At 61.5% G+C, this 23,843-nt stretch carries 26 protein-coding genes; 16 read left to right on the forward strand and 10 right to left on the reverse strand.

What is annotated here, in order from left to right; genetic code table 11:
* Positions 1 to 2: 2 nt before the first annotated feature.
* On the forward strand, positions 3 to 194 hold the full coding sequence (locus GTW23_RS08470) for a hypothetical protein (protein WP_252915380.1): 192 nt from the start codon (positions 3 to 5) through the stop codon (positions 192 to 194).
* A gap of 78 nt (positions 195 to 272) precedes the next feature.
* Here the strand turns inward: GTW23_RS08470 and greA are convergent, their stop codons facing one another.
* The 6 genes from greA to GTW23_RS08500 form a co-directional block, all read right to left on the reverse strand.
* The gene (gene greA, locus GTW23_RS08475) at positions 273 to 755 is read right to left on the reverse strand and encodes a transcription elongation factor GreA (RefSeq protein ID WP_252915381.1); all 483 of its coding nucleotides are present in this window, start codon (positions 753 to 755) and stop codon (positions 273 to 275) included.
* A gap of 182 nt (positions 756 to 937) precedes the next feature.
* Entirely contained in the window at positions 938 to 1,372 is a 435-nt protein-coding gene (locus GTW23_RS08480) for a DUF4864 domain-containing protein (protein WP_252915382.1), read from the reverse strand.
* Between the two features lie 169 nt (positions 1,373 to 1,541).
* Positions 1,542 to 2,579 carry an alcohol dehydrogenase catalytic domain-containing protein gene (locus GTW23_RS08485; protein WP_152008713.1) on the reverse strand — a complete coding sequence of 346 codons (1,038 nt, stop codon included), beginning with the start codon at positions 2,577 to 2,579 and terminating at the stop codon, positions 1,542 to 1,544.
* A gap of 23 nt (positions 2,580 to 2,602) precedes the next feature.
* Positions 2,603 to 3,568, reverse strand: coding sequence for an NADPH:quinone oxidoreductase family protein (locus GTW23_RS08490; RefSeq protein ID WP_252915383.1), 966 nt, complete (start codon positions 3,566 to 3,568; stop codon positions 2,603 to 2,605).
* Positions 3,569 to 3,574: 6 nt separating this feature from the next.
* Positions 3,575 to 4,819 carry an acyl-CoA dehydrogenase family protein gene (locus GTW23_RS08495; protein WP_252915384.1) on the reverse strand — a complete coding sequence of 415 codons (1,245 nt, stop codon included), beginning with the start codon at positions 4,817 to 4,819 and terminating at the stop codon, positions 3,575 to 3,577.
* Between the two features lie 24 nt (positions 4,820 to 4,843).
* Positions 4,844 to 5,503: a TetR/AcrR family transcriptional regulator gene (locus GTW23_RS08500; RefSeq protein WP_252915385.1), complete on the reverse strand. Its 660-nt coding sequence runs from the start codon at positions 5,501 to 5,503 to the stop codon at positions 4,844 to 4,846.
* 190 nt (positions 5,504 to 5,693) lie between these two features.
* Between GTW23_RS08500 and GTW23_RS08505 the strand changes: the two genes are divergently transcribed.
* The 8 genes from GTW23_RS08505 (at position 5,694) to GTW23_RS08540 (ending at position 13,768) form a co-directional block, all read left to right on the forward strand.
* The gene (locus GTW23_RS08505; protein WP_252915386.1) at positions 5,694 to 6,527 is read left to right on the forward strand and encodes an SDR family oxidoreductase; all 834 of its coding nucleotides are present in this window, start codon (positions 5,694 to 5,696) and stop codon (positions 6,525 to 6,527) included.
* A 1-nt stretch (position 6,528) separates the two neighbouring features.
* Entirely contained in the window at positions 6,529 to 7,554 is a 1,026-nt protein-coding gene (locus GTW23_RS08510) for a phosphotransferase (RefSeq protein ID WP_252915387.1), read from the forward strand.
* A 3-nt stretch (positions 7,555 to 7,557) separates the two neighbouring features.
* Positions 7,558 to 8,334, forward strand: a complete 777-nt coding sequence (locus GTW23_RS08515; RefSeq protein WP_252915388.1) for an SDR family NAD(P)-dependent oxidoreductase — start codon at positions 7,558 to 7,560, stop codon at positions 8,332 to 8,334.
* A gap of 119 nt (positions 8,335 to 8,453) precedes the next feature.
* Complete coding sequence (locus GTW23_RS08520; RefSeq protein ID WP_252915389.1) at positions 8,454 to 9,953, forward strand: CoA-acylating methylmalonate-semialdehyde dehydrogenase; 1,500 nt, start codon at positions 8,454 to 8,456, stop codon at positions 9,951 to 9,953.
* Between the two features lie 46 nt (positions 9,954 to 9,999).
* Positions 10,000 to 11,148: an acyl-CoA dehydrogenase family protein gene (locus GTW23_RS08525; protein ID WP_152011509.1), complete on the forward strand. Its 1,149-nt coding sequence runs from the start codon at positions 10,000 to 10,002 to the stop codon at positions 11,146 to 11,148.
* Positions 11,145 to 12,167, forward strand: a complete 1,023-nt coding sequence (locus GTW23_RS08530) for an enoyl-CoA hydratase/isomerase family protein (RefSeq protein ID WP_252915390.1) — start codon at positions 11,145 to 11,147, stop codon at positions 12,165 to 12,167. The genes GTW23_RS08525 and GTW23_RS08530 overlap by 4 nt, the downstream gene beginning before the upstream one ends.
* Positions 12,168 to 12,213: 46 nt before the next feature.
* Positions 12,214 to 13,068, forward strand: coding sequence for a 3-hydroxyisobutyrate dehydrogenase (gene mmsB, locus GTW23_RS08535; RefSeq protein WP_252915391.1), 855 nt, complete (start codon positions 12,214 to 12,216; stop codon positions 13,066 to 13,068).
* Positions 13,069 to 13,171: 103 nt separating this feature from the next.
* Positions 13,172 to 13,768, forward strand: coding sequence for a GNAT family N-acetyltransferase (locus GTW23_RS08540; RefSeq protein WP_252915392.1), 597 nt, complete (start codon positions 13,172 to 13,174; stop codon positions 13,766 to 13,768).
* A gap of 46 nt (positions 13,769 to 13,814) precedes the next feature.
* Here the strand turns inward: GTW23_RS08540 and GTW23_RS08545 are convergent, their stop codons facing one another.
* Positions 13,815 to 14,339, reverse strand: coding sequence for a hypothetical protein (locus tag GTW23_RS08545; RefSeq protein WP_252915393.1), 525 nt, complete (start codon positions 14,337 to 14,339; stop codon positions 13,815 to 13,817).
* 196 nt (positions 14,340 to 14,535) lie between these two features.
* Between GTW23_RS08545 and hmgA the strand changes: the two genes are divergently transcribed.
* The 7 genes from hmgA to maiA all read left to right on the forward strand — a co-directional run bounded on the left by hmgA (position 14,536) and on the right by maiA (position 21,263).
* Positions 14,536 to 15,867: a homogentisate 1,2-dioxygenase gene (gene hmgA, locus GTW23_RS08550; RefSeq protein ID WP_252915394.1), complete on the forward strand. Its 1,332-nt coding sequence runs from the start codon at positions 14,536 to 14,538 to the stop codon at positions 15,865 to 15,867.
* Between the two features lie 168 nt (positions 15,868 to 16,035).
* Positions 16,036 to 17,046, forward strand: coding sequence for a fumarylacetoacetate hydrolase family protein (locus tag GTW23_RS08555; RefSeq protein WP_152008726.1), 1,011 nt, complete (start codon positions 16,036 to 16,038; stop codon positions 17,044 to 17,046).
* A gap of 9 nt (positions 17,047 to 17,055) precedes the next feature.
* The gene (locus tag GTW23_RS08560) at positions 17,056 to 18,006 is read left to right on the forward strand and encodes an MBL fold metallo-hydrolase (RefSeq protein ID WP_252915395.1); all 951 of its coding nucleotides are present in this window, start codon (positions 17,056 to 17,058) and stop codon (positions 18,004 to 18,006) included.
* Positions 18,007 to 18,245: 239 nt separating this feature from the next.
* Entirely contained in the window at positions 18,246 to 19,853 is a 1,608-nt protein-coding gene (locus GTW23_RS08565; protein WP_252915396.1) for an FAD-dependent oxidoreductase, read from the forward strand.
* Between the two features lie 3 nt (positions 19,854 to 19,856).
* Positions 19,857 to 20,051 carry a DUF2783 domain-containing protein gene (locus tag GTW23_RS08570; RefSeq protein WP_152008729.1) on the forward strand — a complete coding sequence of 65 codons (195 nt, stop codon included), beginning with the start codon at positions 19,857 to 19,859 and terminating at the stop codon, positions 20,049 to 20,051.
* Positions 20,052 to 20,067: 16 nt separating this feature from the next.
* Positions 20,068 to 20,610, forward strand: a complete 543-nt coding sequence (locus GTW23_RS08575; protein ID WP_252915397.1) for a VOC family protein — start codon at positions 20,068 to 20,070, stop codon at positions 20,608 to 20,610.
* 11 nt (positions 20,611 to 20,621) lie between these two features.
* Entirely contained in the window at positions 20,622 to 21,263 is a 642-nt protein-coding gene (maiA, locus tag GTW23_RS08580; protein ID WP_152008731.1) for a maleylacetoacetate isomerase, read from the forward strand.
* A 1-nt stretch (position 21,264) separates the two neighbouring features.
* Here the strand turns inward: maiA and GTW23_RS08585 are convergent, their stop codons facing one another.
* The 3 genes from GTW23_RS08585 to GTW23_RS08595 are packed head-to-tail and all read right to left on the reverse strand — an operon-like array spanning position 21,265 to position 23,840.
* Complete coding sequence (locus GTW23_RS08585) at positions 21,265 to 21,852, reverse strand: NAD(P)H-dependent oxidoreductase (RefSeq protein ID WP_152008732.1); 588 nt, start codon at positions 21,850 to 21,852, stop codon at positions 21,265 to 21,267.
* Positions 21,852 to 22,433 (reverse strand): NAD(P)H-dependent oxidoreductase, encoded by a 582-nt coding sequence (locus tag GTW23_RS08590; RefSeq protein WP_252915398.1) that lies wholly within the window; start codon positions 22,431 to 22,433, stop codon positions 21,852 to 21,854. Before GTW23_RS08590 ends, GTW23_RS08585 begins: the two co-directional genes overlap by 1 nt.
* 9 nt (positions 22,434 to 22,442) lie before the next feature.
* Complete coding sequence (locus tag GTW23_RS08595) at positions 22,443 to 23,840, reverse strand: FAD-binding oxidoreductase (protein ID WP_252915399.1); 1,398 nt, start codon at positions 23,838 to 23,840, stop codon at positions 22,443 to 22,445.
* Positions 23,841 to 23,843: the final 3 nt, after the last annotated feature.

Consider the following 23,843-nt stretch of genomic DNA (forward strand, 5'->3'; position numbering starts at 1 on the left):
TGATGAAGAAGCTGGCGACCGGTCTGGCGCTCGTCAGCCTTGCCGGAATGGTTTTTGGCTGGTGGGGGCTGGAGACGGTCTCCGGGCGAAGTCATTTTGACGAGATGGCCGGTATCATTCCCATGGCAGCTGGAGGTGGAGCGTTCCTATTGCTGCTGATTGCCGGCGGACTCTACTATTCCGCCCGGCGGTAGGGATTTGACAGAGCCAGAAGACTGCGTGTGGCCGAAGGGACCGGTTGAGAAGCCTTTTCCTCGGTTCCGAGGGTCTCGTTAGGCGATGGCAATGATCTCGAGTTCCTGATCGCCCAGTTCAACCACATCGCCCACCGACTTGCCCATCAACGCGCGGGCAACGGGTGAAGCAAACGATATGGTGCCGGTCTTTGGATCGGCCTCGTCCTCGCCGACAATACGGTAGGTCTGCGGCGGCCGGTCGTCGCGTGAATAGGTTATGGTTGAGCCAAAGGCGACAGTCTCGCGGGAGGACGGATCGGGCATGATCTGTGCTGTGCGAACGCGTTCGGCGAAGTAGCGCGCATCGCGCACGGGAACTGCCTGCTGCCGGCGGCGCTCGTTGACGTCGTCGATGGCGGCGGCGGCATCATAGGCTGAGCGGGCTTTCTCCAGTTCGGCTTCTAGCTGCTTCAGTCCATTCAACGTTACCAGGTTGGGATGATCCGAGACCGGCCGATCCGGGAGTTGGGTTTCTGCCGCGGTTTCGGAACTCTCTTCCTTGGTGAAGGCCACACTCACGGCAATTCTCCATTCTGCATTGGCTGATCCACATACCGCCAGAGCAGCATTGCGATCGATCATAGGGTGATGCAGAGCCAACTGGCAATCCGGCTCGCCTATGGTCCAACGTTGCAGAAGCTGTCCGGTTCCGATTGGTTTAGGAGCGTCACGGGTCCTCTCTTCTCCAGCAGGGGAATGGATCAGGTCTGTGGGGCTGCGGCCCTGATCATCTGGACGCCGTTGATCTTGAAGCTGCCGTCTGGCTGCCTCTCGAGCGAATAGAGGGCAGTCCAGTCTTGTCCGTCGGGCCCCTGGATGATGACCTCCTGAACCATGCCCGATCCGTCCTGTGCGCCCTTGTACCGGCCGAAAGCGAAGTTGCCGGGACGGTAAACAGGCTGGTAGCCGCGCTTGACCATATCGAAGAAGCGGTTCTGATCCGGATACATCCGCTTGATCGAAGGCGCGGCAAAGGAATAGGCCGCCGCCATGTCATCATTGAGAAAGGCATTGATCTGGCTTTCGATGACAGACCGTGCCGTTGCCGCATCATCGGATCGAGCGGGCGTCAGCGAGAGTAACAGGACAGCGAGTGATGCCGTCAGAAATGCAATGAACTGGACGTTTCTTGTCATGACCGTACCTCCATGGTGTTGAAGATAGGACGGAGAACGGAATTGGAAAGTTTCACGTTTTTTCGGCAAACGGTGGCAGTTCATCCGGTTCATGAGGAGTCGCCGAATGATGAATTATAACATTAGGATAGGATGAATTCCTAATGTTATGATTTAGGCCTCTGTCGCATCATGGCACGATCATCACCTTGCCATCGCCAAGTTTCAGGGCGTCGGGTAGGTCGCGGATCGCATCAGTGAGCCTGACTGTCGCCACCACTTCGGTGCTCCAGGCGCCCGAGATGAAGCGGTTCTGGACGGCGCGCAGCGTCTTGAGCTTTGTCAGAATGGAAGCCTGCCGGAACCAGTTCATCAGCCAGTAGCCCTCGATCTTCTTGTTCATGAAAATGAACTGGCCCGCCTCCCTGAGTGTCGGCATTTCGGTTTCGAGCTTGCCGTAGATGATCCAGCGCGCGCGAGCGGGCATGGCGGTGAACAGGTCGGCAGAAACCTGGCCGGCGACTGCGTCGAGCAGGATGCGGGGTTTTTCGGATTTGCAAAGAGCTGCGAATTTGGCAGCAAAGTCAGGGTCCGACTGCAGCAGCACATGTTTCGCGCCGAGCTCCCTGAGGTGCGCCGCCTGGCTTTCCTTGCGGATGACGGCGATCATCGCGTAGCCGTTGTCCCGCGCCAGTCCGGCCATCAGTTTGCCGAGCTGCGAGAAGGCAGCGGTGAATACGAAGCTCCTCGAGCCCGACGCCTTGACGATGTCGAACATGGTCCAGGCGGTCACCGGATTGACCACGTGGCCCGCGGCATCCTCGTCGCGCATCGCCGGCTTGACCACAACGCACATGGCGGCCTGCACGATGATGTACTCGGCCCAGGCGCCGGATCCGTTGACGCCGCCGACAAAGGCAACCCGCTTGCCCTTGAGATAGGTGGCGTAAAGACCGGAGCCAGCGACGACGTCGCCGACACCCTCGAACCCTGCAGCCGCGCCCTTGATTCGCGGCTGGCCGTACTCGCCCTTGATGAAGTAGAGGTCGGACGGATTTACCGATGCCATGCGCACCCGGATCAAGACCTCGCCCGGACCCGGCTTCGGCACCGGCAGCGAGCCATATTCAAGGTATGGTTCAAGGGTTTCGATCGCCGCGCCCTCACGGGTTGGCGCGAAACCGTGGCCCTTGAGGATCAGGGCATTCATGCTGGCGGGCAGGGTCATTTTTCAGTCCTTTGGGGCAGTCCTCATGGAACAAGGATTGTCTTGCCGATACCGCCACGGTCAAGAATCCGCTTGAGCGCGGTCCCCGCCTCGGACAGCGGTTGGTTTTCATCGATGTGCGGCTTGATGCGGCCTTCCGCGTGCCAGGCGAATAGTTCCCGGTTGTTGGCAGCGTAGACCTCTGGTTCCTTTGCAACGAAGGCGCCCCAGAACACGCCGACCAGCGAATACTCCTTGAGCAGCACAAGATTGACCGGAAGCTTGGGAATTTCGCCCGAAGCAAAACCGATGACCAGGAGCCGGCCATTGCGGGCCATGGCGCGCGCGGCGACGTCGAAGGCTGCGCCGCCGACCGGATCGAAGGCAACGTCGACACCACCCGGGGCTTCCTGCTTGAGCGCATCGCGCAATCCCTCATAGGGCAGGGCAAGATCGGCACCCGTCTCGATGCAGGCCTTCTGTTTCTCGGAGGTGGAGGCCACGGCGATGACGCGGGCACCCATGGCCTTGCCGATGGAAATGGCGGCCAAGCCCGTGGACCCCGCACCGCCAAGCACCAGCAGGGTCTCGCCCGGCTGCAGATTTGCCCGCTGCTTGAGCGCGTGATGCGAGGTTCCCCAAGCGCACATCAGCGCACAGGCGTCGGCAAAGGGCATGGTTTCGGGAAGCGGGAAGACCCGGTTTGACGAGGCAAGGACCTTCTCGGCGTAAGCCCCATTGTTGAGCATCACCACGACTCGGTCGCCGGGTTTGACGTGGCTCACATTGTCGCCAATCGCCTCGACGATCCCGGCCGCTTCCATGCCCGGAACAAACGGCGTTTCGGGCTTCATCTGGTAAAGCCCCTGGACCAGCAGGCCGTCGGGATAGTTGACGCCGATGGCTTCGGCCCGAACCACGACCTCATCGGTGCCGGGCTCGGGATCGGGCAGTTCGCGGAATTCCAGGTTGGAGAGCGGACCGTATTCGGGACAGACAATCGCCTTCATGACAGATCACACCTTTTCCTGCGTGTAGCGCTTGAGTTCGGTGCGCGCCACCTGGCGCCGGTGCACGGCGTCGGGACCATCGGCGAGCCTCAGCGTGCGCAGGTGGGTCCAGCTGCGGGCCAGCGGCGTGTCCTGGGAAATGCCCTGGGCGCCGAACATCTGAACCGCCTCGTCAGTGACCTTGAGCGCCACGCGCGGGGCCACCACCTTGATCTGGCTGATCCAGGGGGCTGCGGCGACGCCGTTACCCTGATCCATCATCCAAGCGGCCTTCAGGCACAGAAGCCTTGCCTGTTCGATCTCCATGCGGCATTCGGCGATGATGTCGTAATTGGCGCCGAGCTGGGCCAGTTTCTTGCCGAAGGCCTCGCGCTCGAGCGAGCGCTTGCACATCAGCTCCAGCGCCATTTCGGCTTGGCCGATCGCCCGCATGCAGTGATGGATGCGGCCCGGTCCGAGACGGCCCTGGGCGATCTCGAAGCCCTTGCCCTCGCCAACCAGCAGATTGCTCGCCGGAACCCGGACATCGGTAAACTTGAGATGGAAATGGCCATGCGGGGCGTCATCCTGGCCATAGACCTGCATCGGCCGCAGCTTCTCGATGCCGGCGGTATCGGCAGGAACCAGGATCATCGAGTGGCGAGCGTGTTTCGGCGTGTCCTCGCCGCCGGTGCGGACCATGACGATGTAGATCTTGCAGCGCGGATCGCCCACGCCAGAGGCCCACCATTTCTCGCCGTTGAGCACGTAGTCTTCGCCGTCACGGACGCATGCCATGGACACATTGGTGGCGTCGGACGAGGCAACATTCGGCTCGGTCATCAGGTAGGCGGAGCGGATTTCGCCATTGAGCAGCGGTTCGAGCCACTGCTTCTTGTGTTCGGCGGTGGAATAGCGGTCGAACACCTCCATGTTGCCGGTATCGGGCGCCGAGCAGTTGAAGGTCTCGGCGCCGAGATGCGCCTTGCCCATTTCCTCGGCGAGATAGGCATATTCGACGGTTGTCAGCCCCCGGTCGGACTGGGTGCGCCACAGGTTCCACAGGCCACGTTCCTTGGCCTTGGCCTTGAGGCTCTCGAGGATTTCCGTCTGGCGCGGGGTGTAGCTCCAGCGGTCGCCTTTGGCGCCGACTTCGGCGAGGAATTCCTCGTCAAGCGGCATAATCTCGTTGCGGACCATGTCGCGCACGGCTTCCAGAATGGGTTGCAGATGCTTGGTAACGCCAAGATCCATCGGTTTTGCTTCGGTCATGGAAATCCTCCTCCAGATGTTCGTTCAGGGCGTCTTGCCCGTGTAGCCAAGAAGCCGGATTGCGTAGAGTACACACTCGTCTGCAACGGCTTCGATTTCCTTCTGGTCCTGGCCTTTTCGTGGGGTGAACCAGACAATGGGTCCGTTGATGCACATGAAGACCGAGTTGAGCGCGATCTTGATGTTGGCGAATTCTATGTCACCGGCGGCCATGGCATCTTCCAGCACCTTGCTGAAATGCTCCGAATAGGTGTCGCGCAATTGCGCAAGCTGGCGCAGTTCGGCGTGCTCGTTGGCGGGCATGGTTCCGTGCCTGAGCATATCGACGCCCTGGCCGACGACGTTCTGGAAAGCCTTGGTGCGGATCACGCACATGACATGCGCCTTGAGCACGGCCTTCAGCCGCTCGATGGGCGGCATGTCGCGTTCGAGGATGGGCTCGATAGCCTGGAAGTTCATCATCATGCCGGTGCGATAGACATCGAGGAAGAGTTCTGCCTTGGAGGCGTAGTGGTGGTAGATCCGCCCCTTGGTCGATGCAATCCGGGCCGCGACCTCGTCGAGACTGGTGGCAGAATATCCGCGAGCCTCGAAACACAGTGCGGCCCCCTCCATGATTTCCATGCGGGAAAGGTCGGTGTCGCTCTGACGCCGGTATTTGGTCGATCGCGTCGCGGTCGCCATCCCTGGATCTGCCTCCATCCCGTCCTGCGGCACTCGTGCCGTATGTTGCGAAGAATATTTTCAAACCGTCTTGCAGTTGGCTGCGACTTGAACATACTATCGAGTATGTTGTCAATCGACGAGACAACGCTATCGTCAAGACGCGATGCGGCGCCTCAATCGCCGTTCAACGCACCGGGAGAGAGAAGACATGAGTGATGCGAGCGACAGCTATCTGGGCGATCTGTTCGGGGTGAAGGGGAAAACGGCCCTGGTCACGGGCGGTGCGACCGGTATCGGGCGCATGATCGCCACGGGTCTGGTTCAGGCCGGTGCTCGCGTGATGATCGCATCGCGCAAGGGGGAAGATTGCGTGCGTGTGGCCGACGAGATCAACGCGCTGGGTGCGGCAGGTTCGGCCGAGGGATTTGCCGGCGACGTCGGCACGGCGGAAGGTGTTGCCGACCTGGTCGAGGCCGTGAAGGCGCGGACTGACCGTCTCCACATACTCGTCAACAATGCCGGCGTGTCCTGGGGTGCAGCTTATGAAGAGTTTCCCCACGCCGCATGGGCCAAGGTGATGTCGGTGAATGTGGCGGGGCTTTTCACTTTGACGCGGGATCTGACACCGCTGCTGGTCGCGGCGGCAAGTGACGCCGATCCGGCGCGGATCATCAATCTGGGCTCGGTGATGGGAACCCAGCCGGCCGCCGACGGGGCCTATTCCTACTCGGCCTCAAAGGCTGCGGTTCATCACCTGACCAGGATCCTCGCCGAAGAACTTGCCGGACGGCGCATCACTGTCAATGCGTTCGCCCCGGGACCGTTTCAAAGCCGGATGACCGCTTTCGCAACGGCCAAGGAAGAACAAGTGGAACGCGTCAGCGCAGGCGTACCGTTGGGACGCATTGGCGGCCCCGACGATGTGGCCGGCGCCACGCTCTATCTGTGCAGTCGGGCAGGGGCCTATATTACCGGCGCGATCCTGCCGATTGACGGCGGGCTGTCGGTGCAACACGATATCCGCCTTTTCAAGGATGCGTGAGATGGAAGAACAACCTTTCGACATGGAAGCCTTGGCAGACGAGTTGCATGAGCTCGTGCCGGGGTTTTCAGGCCTGCATGCGATCGAGAAATTCAACACCGGCCAGTCCAATCCGACCTACCGGGTGGAGGCCGACAGCGGGCGCTATGTGCTTCGGGCCAAGCCACCCGGGACATTGTTAAAATCGGCCCACCAGGTTGACCGCGAGTACCGGGTGATGAAGGCGCTGGCTGCAAACAACGTGCCGGTGCCGAAGGTCTTTGGGCTTTCCGGAGAAGACAGTGCCATCGGCCGGATGTATTTCGTCATGGAACTGGTCGAGGGCCGGATTTTCTGGGACCCGGCCTTGCCTGAAGTCAGCAAGCAGGAGCGCTCTGCCATCTATGACGGCATGAACGATGTTCTGGCGCGGCTTCACAAGGTTGATGTCGAGGCTGCCGGACTGTCCGATTACGGACGTCCGGGAAACTATTTCGCGCGGCAGATCCGGCGCTGGAGCGAACAGTACATCGCCAGCAAGACCGAGGAACTTCCGGCCATGGATCGGCTTATGGAATGGCTTTGGGAAAACCTGCCCGACGATGACGGACTCGTTTCGGTGGTGCATGGCGACTACCGCCTCGACAACATGATCTTTGCGCCCCATGGCGAGGAAGTCCGAGCGTTGATTGACTGGGAACTGTCAACGCTCGGTCATCCGCTGGCGGATCTGTCCTACCAGTGCATGCAGTGGCGTCTGCCGCACAAGAGCGGGTTCCGGGGCTTGGGCGGGCTTGACCGGGCTGAACTCGGCATCCCGAGTGAAGCCGACTATGTGGCGCTCTACTCCGAGCGCAGCGGCATTGCGGTCGACAACTGGACGTTCTGCCTGTCATTTTCGTTTTTCAGGCTCGCGGCGATCCTGCAAGGCGTCTATAAGCGCGCGCTCGACGGCAATGCCTCAAACCCTGAACGCGCCCGCGAAATCGGCAAGGCGGTGCCGCAACTTGCGGCCATGGCGAATGACATCATGTCCGGAAAGGCTTGAACAATGGCGGATTTTCAGGGACGGGCGGTCATCCTGACCGGCGCCACTGGTGGTTTCGGGCAGGCGGCAGCCAGGCATTTCGCGAAGGCAGGGGCAAAGCTCGTGCTCAGCGATCTCGCCTCCGGTCGGCTTGACGCCCTGGCCGAAGAACTCGGCGGCCAGGCGGTCGTGGTCAGCGGCGACATTTCCGATCCGGAACTGTCCGAACGGCTGGTGGAAAAGGCGCTGTCGGAATTCGGCCGGCTCGATATCGCCATCAACAATGCCGGTATCGTGCATGACATGATGCCGCTGCCAAGGACGCCGATCGCTGACGCCCGCAAGGTCATCGATATCGACCTGATGGGTGTGTTCTACGCCATGCGGGCGCAATTGCCGGCGCTCGAGCAGCGTTTTCGCGAGACCGGCGAGACCGGAGCAATCATCAATGTCGCCTCCGTCGCCGGCGTTGTCGCCGCCCCGATGCTTTCGGTCTATGCGGCGGCCAAACACGGCGTCGTGGGCCTGACGAAGTCTGCGGCGATCGAATATGCGCGCCGCGGCGTGCGGGTCAATGCGCTTTGCCCCTCGTTCGCGCGGACGCCGATGGCGACCGATTTTCTCGACAGGGCCGGCAAGGATCGTGCGGCGGCGGAAGCTGCCATGGTTCAGGCAATCCCGATGCGCCGGCTGGCCGAGGTCGAGGAAGTGATTGCCGGCATGATCTATCTCGCTGATCCGGCATCGAGTTTCGTCACCGGCCAGACCTTGCAGGTTGATGGCGGACTTTCGGCTTCCTGACGCAACTACCTGCCGACCGAGCTACGGTTCTTGCACATCGGTTGAGCAAATCGGTTGATTGAACTTGAAGTTCGGTGAGTGCAAGATGATCTCAACGTGATCATTCCGGAGGCAGGACCATGCAAGAACTCACCCACTATATCGGCGGCCAGCACGTGAAGGGCAAGTCGGGCCGGTTTGCCGACGTGATGAACCCGGCAACCGGCGAAGTTCAGGCCAAGGTGCCGCTGGCTTCCAATGATGAAATGGCCGAAGCCGTCGCAGTTGCGGCGAAAGCGCAGGTCGGCTGGGCTGCGACCAATCCGCAGAAGCGGGCCCGCGTGCTGATGAAGTTCGTCGAGCTCTTGCACCGCGACATGGACAAGCTCGCCGAAGCGCTGTCGCGCGAACACGGCAAGACCATTCCCGACGCCAAGGGCGACGTGATCCGCGGTCTGGAAGTGGCCGAATTCTGCTTTGGCGCGCCGCATCTCTTGAAGGGCGAGTTCACCGAGGGCGCTGGTCCTGGCATCGACATGTACTCGCTGCGCCAGCCGCTGGGTGTGGTGGCGGGCATCACGCCGTTCAATTTCCCGGCTATGATCCCGATGTGGAAATTCTGCCCAGCGATCGCCGCCGGCAATGCCTTCATCCTCAAGCCCTCGGAGCGCGATCCGTCGGTGCCGCTGATGCTGGCCGAACTGATGAGCGAGGCGGGTGCGCCGGACGGCATTCTTAATGTCGTAAACGGCGACAAGGATGCGGTGGATGCCATTCTCGATCATCCCGAAATCATGGCGATCGGCTTTGTCGGATCGACCCCGATCGCGCAGTACATCTATGCCCGCGGCTGCGCCAACGGCAAGCGGGTGCAGTGTTTTGGCGGCGCCAAGAACCACATGATCATCATGCCGGACGCCGACATGGACCAGGCCGTCGATGCGCTGATCGGTGCCGGCTATGGGGCTGCGGGCGAACGCTGCATGGCGATTTCGGTGGCAGTGCCGGTCGGCGAAAAGACCGCCGATCTCTTGATCGAGAAACTGGCACCCCGCGTTGAAGCTCTGAAGATCGGGCCGTACACCGGCGGTGATGACGTCGATTTCGGCCCGCTGGTGACGAAACAGGCGCGCGACCGGGTCCTTGGCCTCGTCAATTCCGGCGTCGAGCAGGGCGCCAAGCTCGTGGTCGACGGCCGCGATTTCAAGCTGCAGGGCTATGAGAACGGCAACTTCATCGGCGGCTGCCTGTTCGACAATGTCACCCGCGATATGGACATCTACACGCAGGAAATCTTCGGGCCGGTTCTCTCCGTGGTTCGTGCGCCCAACTATGCCGAGGCGCTGCGCTACCCGATGGAGCACGAATACGGCAACGGTACCGCGATCTACACCCGCGATGGTGACACCGCACGCGATTTCGTCAGCCGGATCAATATCGGCATGGTCGGCGTCAACGTGCCGATCCCGGTGCCGCTGGCCTATCACACCTTCGGCGGCTGGAAGAAATCCGGCTTCGGCGATCTCAACCAGCACGGCCCGGATGCATTCCGGTTCTATACCCGCACCAAGACGGTGACCGCGCGCTGGCCTTCCGGTATCAAGGAAGGAGCCGAGTTCGTCATCCCGACCATGGGTTGAACGAACCACGCAAAGATATTGTCAGGCACCGGGAGGCGGAATGGCCATGGACTTTGAGCTGAACGAGGAACAGCAGGCGATCTTCGACATGGCGCGCGACTTCGGCGCCGAAAAGATCGCGCCCTTCGCGGCGCAATGGGAAAAGGAAGAGGCGATCCCGCGCTCCGTGCTTGAGGACGCCGCCGCCCTCGGGCTCGCGGCAATCTACGTGCCGGAAGAGGACGGTGGCTCGGGTCTGACCCGGCTCGACGCGACGCTGGTGTTCGAGGCCTTATCGATGGCCTGTCCTTCGGTGGCCTCGTTCCTGTCGATCCACAACATGTGCACCTGGATGGTCTCGTCCTACGGCTCGGTCGAAATGAAGGCGCGGCTGTTGCCTGATCTGGTCACGATGAACAAGATCGCCTCCTACTGCCTGACCGAACCGGGCTCGGGATCGGATGCCTCGGCGCTTCGGACCCGCGCCGAACGGACCAATGAAGGCTACAAGCTCAATGGCACCAAGGCGTTCATTTCCGGCGGCGGGTTTTCCGATCTCTACCTGGTGATGACCCGCACCGGGGCGGATGGCCCCAAAGGGATCTCTGCTGTGGTCGTCGAGGACGGCACGCCAGGACTTTCCTTCGGTGCGCCGGAGAACAAGATGGGGTGGCGGTCGCAGCCGACCTCGCAGGTGCAGTTCGACGATTGCGTGATCCCGGCCGAAAATCTGCTTGGTGAGGAGGGCGCCGGTTTCCGTTATGCCATGAGCGGGCTCGACGGCGGGCGGCTCAACATTGCAGCCTCGGCACTCGGCGGCGCGCAATCGGCGCTCGACAAGACGCTCGCCTATATGGGCGAGCGCGAAGCCTTCGGTAAAACCATCGACCAGTTCCAGGCGCTTCAGTTCCGGCTTGCTGACATGGAAACCGAAATGCAGGCGGCACGGATCTTCCTGCGCCAGGCGGCGAGCAAGCTCGACCGCAAGGCCCCCGACGCGACCAAGTTCTGCGCCATGGCGAAGCGGTTCGTCACCGACACGGCGTTCAATGTCGCCAATGACGCGCTGCAGCTGCATGGCGGATATGGCTATCTGGCCGATTATGGAGTCGAGAAGATCGTCCGCGATCTCAGGGTCCACCAGATCCTCGAAGGCACCAACGAGATCATGCGGCTGATCGTGTCGCGGGCGCTGCTGGCGGAACGCGCCGCATGAGCATCCGCATCCGCAAGATCGGCCGGATCGGACAGATCACGCTGCAGCGGCCCGAAGCGCTCAATGCGGTTACCTATGAGATGGTGCTGGCGATCGAGGCGGCGCTCGACGGCTGGCGTGACGACGATGACGTCGCCTGCGTGCTGATCGACGCGGAAGGCCACAAGGCGTTTTCCGCCGGGGGCGACCTGCAGTACATGTACGACACCGCGTCCAAGGGCGATTTCGATGCGGGCCGGACCTTCTGGCGCGACGAGTACAGGCTCAACGCAAAGATTGCTGTTTACCCCAAACCCTATATCGCGCTGTGCCAGGGATTTACCATGGGTGGTGGCGTCGGCGTGTCGCTGCATGGCTCGCACCGTGTGGTCGGCGAGAGCTCGAAGATCGCCATGCCGGAATGCGCGGTCGGGCTTGTGCCCGATGTCGGCGGAACGCTGCTGCTTGCGCGGGCTCCCGGGCGGCTGGGCGAGTATCTCGGGGTCACCGGCTACCGGATGAACGCGTCGGACGCGATTCTCGCGGGCTTTGCCGATTATTTCATACCGGAAGCCGAGTGGTCGGGTTTGACCGAAGCGCTGATCGAGACCGGGGATGCGTCGGCGGTCGCCGCGCTCGCGCAGGACCCGGAAGACGGCCCGCTGATGGGGCTTCGCGCGCAGGTGGATGAGCATTTCGGCGGTGAGAGGCTGACCGACATTCTGGCGGACTTGCCGGACAATGATTGGGGAGCGGCCACAGTCAAGGCCATTCGCGCCGGATCGCCGCTTTCAACCAACTGCACGATTGAACTGGTGCGGCGGGCGCGGACCGGCGACGAAATCCGCGCGGCGCTGCAACAGGAGTACCGCTTTACCTCGCGCAGTGCGTCTGAGGGAGACTTCGTCGAGGGTATCCGTGCGGCGATCATCGACAAGGACCGGAACCCGCGCTGGCGTCACGCGAGCGTTGAAGAGGTGACGGCTGACACGGTGGCAGCGATGCTGTCTGAACCACTGGGCGGCGATATCGATATTTAGCCACGGCTCTGTCGCCGTTCGGGAATGAAGTGTTTGGGAGGACGTCATGAAAATCGGATTTATCGGACTGGGCAACATGGGCGCGCCGATGGCGGCGAACCTGATCAAGGCCGGGCATCAGGTGACCGGTTTTGATGTCGCGGGCGTGACCGTTGAAGGGGCGGCCAACGCAGGCTCCGCGGCGGACGCGGCATCCGGCCAGGATGCGGTGATCACCATGCTGCCGAATGGCGAGATTTTACGCACGGTCTATGCGGAGATTGTGCCTGCGGGCGCGAAGGGCTCGGTGTTCATCGATTGCTCGACCGTTGACGTGGACAGCGCCCGCGCAGCGCATGAGATGGCGGCCGCAAATGGGCTGCTTTCCGTCGATGCGCCGGTATCGGGCGGCGTTGGCGGAGCGGCTGCCGGGACGCTGACCTTCATGGCCGGCGGCAGCGACGAGGCGTTCTCGCGCGCCGCACCACTCTTCGAGATCATGGGCAAGAAGGCGGTGCATTGCGGCGCGGCCGGGGCAGGGCAATCGGCCAAGATTTGCAACAACATGCTGCTCGGCATCTCGATGATCGGCGCTTGTGAGGCCTTCGCGCTGGCCGAGAAGCTGGGTCTGTCGGCGCAGAGCCTGTTCGACGTCGTCTCGACCTCGTCGGGCTCCTGCTGGTCGGTCAACACCTATTGCCCGGTGCCCGGCGTCGGTCCGCAAAGCCCGGCCGACAATGGCTACAAGCCTGGGTTTGCCGCTGAATTGATGCTCAAGGATCTGAAGCTGTCGCAACAGGCAGCCGAGAGCGTTTCAGCGATGACGCCGATGGGCGCGCGGGCAACAGAACTCTATGATCAGTTCGTGGCGGGTGAGGGCAAGGGACGCGATTTCTCGGCGATTATCGAGGAACTGAAATAGAAGAGGGCATCGGCGCGCCTTGCGCGCTGGTGGCTTTTCATCACAGCTGCGTCTTCGCTGACGCTACCGGCAGCGCCGGATCTTTTCTACGAGGCCACGTCCAATGACCGATTCCGCACCGATCTCGATTGAGCAAGGTCTGAGAACGGATCATCGCGACGTCGCAGCCGCCCTGTTCTGGGAAGCCTTCAAGGGCAAGCTGATGCCGGTGATGAAACCCGAAACCAAGGCGCTTGCTTTCCTGGTTAGCGCAATCGACCCGTCGCATGCAATCAGCGCCGTGTCGGGACGCGGGGAACTTCTCGGGATTGTCGGCTTCAAGACGACCGAAGGCGGGTTTGTCGGCGGCGGCTTGCGGGAGATGACAAAGGTTTACGGGCCGGTTGGTGGATTCTGGCGCGGTTTGTTGCTTTCGGTGCTGGAACGGCCGGTTGAAGCCGGCACGCTGCTGATGGACGGAATCTTCGTTTCCGCGTCTGCGCGAGGGCAGGGTGTGGGCACCATGCTCCTCGACGCCGTCCGGTTGAAAGCCATCGATTTTGGGCTGGCGCGTATTCGTCTCGATGTGATCGACAGCAATCCACGCGCTCGTGCGCTCTATGAAAGACAGGGATTTGTTGCCCTGGAGACAAGCGAAACGGGCCTTTTTCGCCATGTTTTCGGATTCCGATCCTCAACGCGGATGAACTGCCAATTGTGACACCAAACCGACCGGGAGAGCGCAGGCAAACACCGGCCTTGCGGCTTCAGGCTGGGCCTTCCGGCAAGCCCTGCTCGAGAACCCGGCGCAACCGCACTTTCACGGAAGGGGCCGTTTCGCTTCGTTCGGCAGCTTCCAGAACGGCGCGTGCCTGCTCGCGATACGTCGGATGGTCAAGAGCAAGCTGATGCAGGCCGGAATAGGCCCACGCCCTTACAAACTTGTTTGGCTCCTGGCTGCAGGCCAGCACGAAACGCCACGCCGTCTCCTTGCTCGGCCCGGAGAAGGCGATATGGGGAAAAATCTGCAGGCAATGCAGCTTGGCCTCCCAGTCTGACAGTCCGGGCAGCAAAGCCACCAGTTTGAGGGTCAGGTCAGGATCGAGCCTGTCGAGCGCATTTTCCAGCCTGTGCTTCAAAAGCCATGTGGCGCCGGTTTCGAGATCCTGGGTGCCCGCCAGGGTAACAAGCCTGTCCATCAAGTCTTCGTCCGCGGCATTGTTCTCGTGGATCTGAATGATGGCTTTTACGGACTTTCGGTCCCAGGTGCGCAACTCTGATTCTAGGGACACATGAGCCTCCCGGATAGCGGCTGTGGCAGCTCTGGTTTCTGTGGTTGATCCATTAGGTCTGATCCGATGCTAATGGGTTTCCTCAATTTTCACCATGCTTCCGACGGCGCATCCATATCGTGCGCGACAAGGTTGATAGTTACATTTACAACTGATTTTATGCGGGCCTGATTTGACCAGTTATCGGAGTGCTGCAATGTCGCTTGCCTATATGCCGGGTTTTGGAAACGACTTTGAAACGGAAAGCCTGCCGGGTGCTCTGCCGCAGGGCCAGAATTCGCCGCAGCGCTGCGCCTACGGGCTCTATGCCGAGCAGCTTTCCGGCTCTCCGTTCACCGCGCCGCGCGGCACCAACGAGCGCTCCTGGCTCTACCGTATCCGCCCGAGCGTTCGTCACACAACGGATTTCAGGGTGATCGACCGGCCGTACTGGCGTTCGGCGCCGGCTCAGGATTCGGGCATCCTGTCGTTGGGCCAACGCCGCTGGGACCCGACACCCTATCCGGACGGGGACGTGCATTTTCTTGATTCGCTGCACACCATCACCACCGCCGGCGACGTGGTCGGGCAGGCCGGCATGGCGACGCATATCTATGCGCTTACCGCCGATATGGAAGACGACTACTTCTTCAATGCCGATGGCGAGATGATGATCGTACCGCAGGAAGGCGCGCTCACAGTCTTCACGGAAATGGGCATCATCGAGGTGGCGCCGCTGGAGATCGTGGTGCTGCCGCGCGGCATGATGTTCAAGGTGATGCGCGGCGAAGGCGTCGAACGGGCGCGCGGTTATGTCTGCGAGAATTATGGTGCCAAGTTCACGCTGCCCGAACGCGGGCCGATCGGCGCCAACTGCCTGGCCAATCCGCGCGATTTCAAGACCCCGGTCGCGGCCTATGAGGACAAGGAAACGACTTGCCTGGTGCACATCAAATGGTGCGGCGTCTTTCATGTCACGGCCATTGGCCATTCGCCGCTCGACGTGGTGGCCTGGCACGGCAATTACGCACCCTACAAGTACGATCTGAGGACCTATTCGCCGGTTGGCGCGATCGGCTTCGACCATCCCGATCCGTCGATCTTCACGGTGCTGACAGCGCCTTCGGGCGAGGCGGGAACGGCGAACATCGATTTCGTGATCTTCCCGCCGCGCTGGATGGTGGCCGAGCATTCGTTCCGTCCGCCCTGGTATCACCGCAACATCATGAGCGAATTCATGGGCCTTATCGAAGGCCAGTACGACGCCAAGGAAGAAGGCTTCGTGCCCGGTGGCATGAGCCTGCACAACATGATGATGCCGCACGGGCCTGATCATGATGCCTTTGAAAAGGCCTCGACGGTGGACCTGAAACCAGTCAAGCTGTCCGATACGATGGCGTTCATGTTTGAAACCCGCTTCCCGCAGATGGTCACCCGTTACGCGGCAGAGCTGGAAACGCTTCAGAACGGCTATGTGAACTGCTGGGAGGGGATCGAGCGGAAATTCGACGGCACGCCGGAAGCCGGCGGGTGGTCGGGCGCCAAGTAGGCCATCATCTAGATTGCCGCGACGCGGAAGCCGAGCGGTACTCCGGGCATGCCGAGACTGCCCGGCCGGCCTGAGCGCGGGGGCCAAGTTATCCCGTTCCGGGAAGAGACAAAGGGAGAGATGGACCGGAACCTGAGGTCCATCTGACAAACCACAGAGGAACATCGCATGAAACTAGCCACTCTTCGTGACGGCAGCCGGGACGGGCGTCTCGTCGTCGTCTCGCGTGATCTCACCCGTGCGTCGGGGGTGCCGCACATCGCGCGGACGCTGCAGGCGGCACTTGATGACTGGAAGCATGTGGCGCCGCGGCTTCGGGATGTGGCCCAGATGCTGGAAAGCGGCGCGGAGCCGACCGAACGGTTTCACGAGCGCGATGCGCTGTCGCCGCTGCCGCGGGCCTATCAGTGGGCCGACGGTTCGGCCTATGTCAATCACGTCGAGCTGGTGCGCAAGGCGCGCGGCGCGGAGATGCCGGCGAGTTTCTGGGAAGAACCGCTGATGTACCAGGGCGGCTCCGACAGTTTCCTGGCTCCGCGTGGCCCGATCCGGATGGCGGATGAAGCCTGGGGGATCGATTGTGAAGGCGAAGTCGCAGTCATCGTGGGTGATGTGCCGATGGGGGCTGATATCGACACCTGCCGCGAGGCGATCGAATTGGTGATGCTGGTCAATGATGTGAGCCTGCGCGGGCTGATCCCGGCGGAGCTTGCAAAGGGCTTCGGCTTCTTCCAGGCCAAGCCGTCGTCTGCATTCTCGCCGGTCACGGTCACGCCTGACGAGTTGGGCGATGCCTGGGATGGCGGCAAGCTCAGCCTGCCGCTCGATGTCGATCTCAATGGTGAAGCCTTTGGCCGCGCCAATGCCGGGGTCGACATGACCTTCGATTTTCCGCAATTGATCGCACATGCAGCAAAGACCCGTCCGCTGTGCGCCGGAACGATCATCGGTTCCGGCACCGTGTCGAACAAGGGGCCGGACGGTGACCCCGGCAAGCCGGTGAGCGAAGGCGGTGCGGGTTACTCGTGCATTGCCGAAATCCGCATGATCGAGACGATCGCATCGGGCAAGCCGTCAACACCGTTCATGCGCTTCGGCGATACCGTGCGCATCGAGATGAAGGACGCCGATGGCCATTCGATATTCGGCGCCATCGAGCAAACAGTTGAAAAAGTTTAGGACAGATCAATGAGCAAGAAATTCGCATCCGCCGGTGACATGACGGAAAAGAACATCTCCTTTACGGAGATCGGCCGGGACATCTGGGCTTTCACGGCCGAGGGTGACCCCAATTCCGGCGTCATCATCGGCGATGACAGCGTCATGGTGGTCGAGGCGCAGGCGACGCCGCGGCTTGCCAACAAGGTGATCGAGAGGATTCGCTCGGTCACCGACAAGCCGATCAGCCATCTGGTGATGACCCATTATCACGCCGTGCGCGTGCTCGGGGCGTCTGCCTACAATGCGCCGACCGTGATCATGGGCGACGTGGCGCGGGCGATGGTGGAGGAGCGCGGCGCCGAGGACTGGGCGTCGGAGTTCGAGCGTTTCCCGCGGCTGTTCCAGGGCCATGAGAGCATTCCCGGGTTGACCTATCCAACGACCACCTTTTCCGAGCGCATGACGGTCTATCTCGGCAAGCGCAAGGTTGACCTGATGCATCTCGGCCGCGCCCACACCGCCGGCGACATCGTCGCCTGGGTGCCCGATGAGGAAGTCATGTTCACCGGCGACATCGTCGAGTACCACTCGGCGTGCTATTGCGGCGACGGCCATTTCGACGACTGGGGCGATACGCTCGACATGATCCGGATGTTTGATCCGCAGGCGATCGGTCCCGGACGTGGTGATGCGCTGGTCGGCCGCGAGATGGTCAATGCGGCGATCGACAGCACCCGCGACTTCGTCGATTCCACCTATCGCCCGGTGGCCAAGGTGGTGGCGCGCGGCGGCACGCTGAAAGAAGCGTGGGACGCTGTGCGGGCCGAATGCGATCCGAAGTTCAAGGATTTCGCGATCTACGAGCACTGCCTTCCGTTCAATGTCGCCCGCGCCTATGACGAAGCCCGCGGCATCGATACGCCACGAATCTGGACCGCGGAACGCGATGCGGACATGTGGGCGCAGTTGCAGGGCTGAAGCGCGCGGGCGGCTCAGTCCGCCCGTTGCATCCACCGCAACGCGATGAGTTCCATCGGGCATTGGGACATGCAACCTCAGCACAGGTCTTCCGGGTTCGAGGTTTGCATGGACCGTCCATCCAAAAGACAATTCGCGGGTTGATAGTTACATCTGTAACTAATATTTTTGGTTTGAGGCGTGCGATTTCCGGCCCGATCAGATCAGGATCGGCCCGGTGATCGGCAGGAAGGGAGATCATGAGCAAGATATTCGAGGTTCCGCTCTATCCGTATCAGCGCTGTGCTGACCAGGATCAGGCAACGCCGGTGCGCCACAAGGTGGTGGTTGTCGGCGCCGGACCTGTGGGGCTGGCGCTGGCAATCGATCTTGCGATGCAGGACGTACCGGTTGTCGTGATCGACGAGAATGACAAGGTCTCTTGGGGATCGCGGGCGATCTGCTTTGCCAAGCGGCCGCTCGAGATTCTCGACCGGCTCGGTTGCGGCGATCCGATGGTCGACAAGGGCGTGGTCTGGAACCTCGGCAAGGTCTACTTCGACGAACGCCAGGTGTTCGGCTTCAACCTGCTGCCCGAAGAGGGGCACAAGCGTCCGGCCTTCATCAACCTGCAGCAGTACTACATGGAGCAGTATCTGGTTGACCGGGTGCGCCAGTTGCAGGCCGAAGGCAAGCCGATCGAGCTGCGCGGCGGCAACAAGGTTGTCGAGGTGACCCAGGATGACGAACGCGCCGAACTGACGATCAGCACGCCAGACGGCCCCTACAGGGTGCAGGCGGACTTTGCTATTGCCTGCGACGGAGCGGCTTCGCCGATCCGGACCATGATGGGGTTGGACTTCGTCGGCCGCGTCTTCGAGGACAATTTTCTCATTGCCGATGTGGTGATGGAGGCCAAGTTTCCGACCGAGCGCTGGTTCTGGTTCGACCCGCCCTTCAATCGCGGCCAGTCGGCGCTCCTGCACAAGCAGCCCGACAATGTCTGGCGCATCGATTTCCAGCTCGGCTGGGATATCGACCGTGCCGAGGAGCTCAAGCCCGAGAACATCGACCGGCGGCTGAAGGCGATGCTTGGCGACGACATCAGCTACGAGCTCGAATGGAGCTCGATCTACACGTTCCAGTGCCGGCGTATGGACAAGTTCCATCAGGGCCGGGTGATCTTCGCCGGCGACGCCGCGCATCAGGTATCGCCATTCGGCGCCCGCGGTGCAAATTCCGGCCTGCAGGACACCGACAACCTGGCTTGGAAGCTCAAACTGGTCATCGACGGTAAGGCACCAGTTACGCTTCTTGACTCTTATGATGCCGAGCGGGTTCACGGAGCGGACGAGAACATTCTCAACTCGTCGCGGTCGACCGATTTCATCACGCCGAAATCGGAGATCAGCCGCATTTTCCGCGATGCGGTTCTGGACCTGTCGGAGCGCTACGAGGCGACACGCCCGATGGTCAATTCGGGACGGTTGTCGGTGCCATGCACCTATGACGGTTCGCCGCTCAATGGCGATGATTGCGCGTTGATGCCGGCGCGCACCCGTCCAGGCTCGCCGATGGTCGACGCGCCGGTTCCGGGCGGCTGGCTGCTCGACCGGACGGGCTTCGGCTTTCAGCTGATGACAATCGATGAAAATGCTCCTGAAGCACTCGATGTTGATGGGATCGAGGTGAAGCGGCTGGCGCTGACGACTCCCGGCGATGCGGATGGTTATCTCAAGCAACGCTATCTCGGAGACGCGAATTCCGCGGTCTATCTGGTCCGTCCGGACCAGCATGTGGCGGCGCGATGGGACCATTACGACGAAGCGGCCGTCAAGGCGGCACTTCTCAAGGCGATCGGGAGGTAATCGATGACCGCGCTCAACACAAAGGCCAACATAAACGGGCCTGACGAATTCTATGCCGATCTGCTCTCGGTGCACGAGGGCCTCACCAAAGAGCAAAGCGACGCGCTCAATGCGCGGCTGATCCTGCTTATGGCCAACCATATCGGCGACCGCGAGGTGCTGTCGCAGGCCCTGCGTGCCGCCGCGCTGAAAGATTGAACGGAGGAGCATTGCCATGAAAATCGAACAGATCCATCACGTGGCCTATCGCTGCAAGGACGCCAAGGAAACCGTCAACTGGTATGTCGACAATCTCAACATGGATTTCGTGCTCGCCATTGCCGAGGACAAGGTTCCGTCGACCCACGAGCCCGATCCCTACATGCACGTGTTCCTCGACGCGGGGCAGGGCAACGTGCTGGCCTTTTTCGAGTTGCCGACCAAGCCAGAGATGGGGCGTGACGAGAACACCCCGATCTGGGTTCAACATATCGCCTTCAAGGTGAAGGACCGCGATACGCTGGTTGCCTTCAAGGAAAGGCTCGAGGCCAACGGCATCGATGTTCTCGGGGTGACCGATCACTCGATCTTCCATTCAATCTATTTCTTCGATCCGAACGGCCATCGCGTCGAACTGGCCTGCCCGGACCCGGACGAAGATGCCATGATCAAGCGGTTGGACTCGGTCAAGTGGGACATGCTTGAAGAATGGTCGAAGACCAAAAGGGCGCCCAAGCATGCAGACTGGCTGCACGCCAAGGAGCTGTCAAAAGCCTGAGGACATCATCAATGGCAACGCCCGTTCTTTATGACTACTGGCGCTCGTCAGCGAGCTACCGCGTGCGCATTGCGCTCAACCTCGCCGGCGTCGAGTACACGCCCGTGGTGGTGGACCTGCTGAGCAAGGCACACAAGAGCCCGGAACACCTGAAGCGCAATCCGCAAGGGCTGGTTCCGGCGCTCGAGATCGACGGGCTGATGCTGACGCAGTCGCTGGCGATCATCGAGTATGTGATAGAGACACGCGGCGTGTCGCTGCTGCCTGACGATGCGGCGGGGCGGGCGCGGGTGCGGGCGCTGGCGGACAGCATTGCCATGGATATCCATCCAGTCTGCAACATGTCGGTGGTGGCGCATCTGCTCGAACTTACCGGCGGCGGCGACGCGGTCCGGTCAGCCTGGATGCAGAAATGGATCGGCGCCGGGCTCGAAGCCTTCGAAAAGATGCTCGATCATCCGGATACCGGAACCTTCTGCCACGGCGATGCGCCGGGTTTGGCGGATATCTGCCTTATCCCGCAGATCTACAATGCCGAACGCTGGGGCGCAGACATCTCCGGACTGAGCCGCATCCAGATGATCCGGCAGGCCTGCGACGCACTGCCGGCTTTCGCCAGGGCGCATCCCGATCGGAACAATTTCAAAAGTTGAGTCAGATCCTGGCCAGGCGCTTTTCCACGCTGGCGAGATATCTGGCGCGGCTTTCCGGCGTGGACTTGTCCATCAGGTAATGCGCCATGAACAGCCGGCGGCAGCGCTTGCCGCAGAGCGCGCGCATGCCGCGCAGGATGGTGCGCTTGCCTGGGTGGGCCACGACATAGGACCACCAGCGCGGCGCGCCGCAAGTGGTGATCACACCCAGCAGATTGATGTGGGTCATCAGCGGTTCGATCGGGCCGGGGCCGTCGGGGATGCGGAATGTCAGGTCAGGCGTCCAGACCCGGTCGAGCCAGCCCTTGAGCATGGCCGGCAGCCCGTACCACCAGGTCGGATAGACAAACAGCAGGCCCTCTGCAGCCCGGAGCCGTTCCGCATGTGTTGGAAACGGGTGATCGGCCAGTTTCATTTCATTGTAATGGCGACGTTCATCGGCCGGCATCACCGGATCGAAGCCTTCGGCATAAAGATCGAGCAGATCAACCTCATGGCCGTTTTGCTCAAGTGTGCGAACTGCCGTGTCGCGGATACTGGCGCAGAAACTTTCGGGCACCGGGTGGCAGTAAACCAGGAGAATTCGCATCAGATCCTGTCCAGGGCGCGTTCCACCTTCGACATGAACGCGTGCCGCGTCTTGTCGGTGGAGAGGTTCATTTCATAATGGGCGAGGTAGTTGACCGGCGCGCCGGGCTTCACGGTCGCGCGCAGCATGCGGTTGGCGATCTTGCGCGGCGGATCGCCCATCAGCCATGTTCTGAAGCGCGAGCCGCCATAGGAGGTGACGACAACGATCCGGGTGATGTTGTGCAAGGTCGGCCGCACCTTGCCGTTGACCAGGCCGAAACTCACGCCGGGAAGAAACACCCGGTCGATCCAGCCCTTGAGAATGGCCGGATAGCCGTAATTCCAGACCGGGTAGACCAGCACCAGAGCCTCTGCCTTCAGCAGTCTTTCCACATAGTCCTCGACCGGCTGCCGGTTGATCTCAATGTCATGGTAGTTCAGTCGTTCGGCTTCGCTCATCACCGGGTTGAAACCGTCCTGATAGAGATCGATCGCATCGACCTCGTGGCCGTTCGCTTGCAGCCTCCCGACCGTCATACGGAACAGGCTCGCATTGAAGCTTGAGCCGACCGGATGGGCATGGACCACGAGAACGCGCATGTGATTGACCTAGCTTGCCTGCTTCAAGCCCTTGAACAACCATGTCTTTCCAGAACCGAAGTCATAGTCCGGATCGTCCCAGGCGATCATCTTGCCCGGGTTGAGCAGGCCCTTGGGATCGGCCTCGCGCTTGAACGCGAGCTGGATTTCATCGGTCTGCTTCATGCCGCCTTCCTCAAGCGTGTAGCGGTGCGGATTGAAGATCGGACATCCGTTTTCGTTGTGCAGGTCCATGATTTCCTCAAGCCGCTCCTCGGTGGTGAATTTCACCAGCGGCAGGCCGAAACAGGTAATGTCGCCGTCAAAGCGGACGAATTCGAGATGCGAGATCAGCTCGCCGGGGAACATGCGATCCATCTTAGAGGCCAGTTCGAGCTGGTTCGGGAACGGATAGAGGACCTGCAGGTAGGTCCAGGCCGGGTCGACCCGGAGCGCGCGCAGGGTGGTGTGGTTCCAGGCCAGTTCAAACACCGGCGGAAGCCCCTTGAGGTCACCAGCCGTGGTAGCGTCAAATACGATCTCGCCCGAATTCCGCGCCGTGAAGGCCTTGAAAGCGTCATCGCTCTGCGGCGCCACCATGACCAGAACCACGCTCTGGCCCTCGCGGAGGAATTTCTGGTGGCGCTTGAAGTAATCGAACGGGCAGGGGGCGGCGACAACGGTGATCAGCTTGGTGAGAATCCCGTCCTGACGCGCCAGCCCATTCGCATAAGCGGCCGCGGCCTCGAAACTGTCAAAGCCGACGATGGCATCGACCCAGTCATAGGCCGGCGCCAGCGGCATCTCTATCTCGGTGATGATGCCATTGGTGCCGTACGCATGCGTGACCTTGTGCAGATCCTCGCCGGTGAGTTCGAGCACCTGCGGTTCCTCTTCCATGGTGACCACCCGCAAGCGGATGATGTTGCCGAAGTCGCGCAGGCCGCCCCAGGAGATCGAACCGACACCGCCGGAACCGCCAGCGATGAAGCCGCCGATGGTGGCGGTGTGGGCCGTCGACGGGTGCATGCGCAGTTCCTGCCTGGAGGCTTCGCGCGCCGCCTTGTCGAGATCGGAGCAGATCACGCCGGGCCCGCAGATCACGCGGCCTGGAGAAATCTCCTTGATCTCGTTCATGTCGGCGAGGCTGAGGACGAGGCCGCCGGACAGGGGCATGGCCTGGCCGTAATTGCCGGTGCCGGTGCCGCGCGGGGTGACGGGGACATCATGGCGGTAGCAGGCCCTGAGCACGCGGACCAGTTCTTCCTCGTTCTGCGGAGACGCGACGAGGTCTGCGGTCACATGATCGAGCTGGCGCTTGAGCACAGGGGAATACCAATAAAAATCCCGGCTCTTCTGCTGAATGATCTTGTCATTCTGCTCGATGCGGATGCCGTCCAGATCGGCGATCAGTGCGGTCAGGTCCATGGC

It is taken from the genome of Parahoeflea alexandrii, from assembly GCF_024105735.1.
Taxonomy (GTDB): domain Bacteria; phylum Pseudomonadota; class Alphaproteobacteria; order Rhizobiales; family Rhizobiaceae; genus Hoeflea; species Hoeflea alexandrii.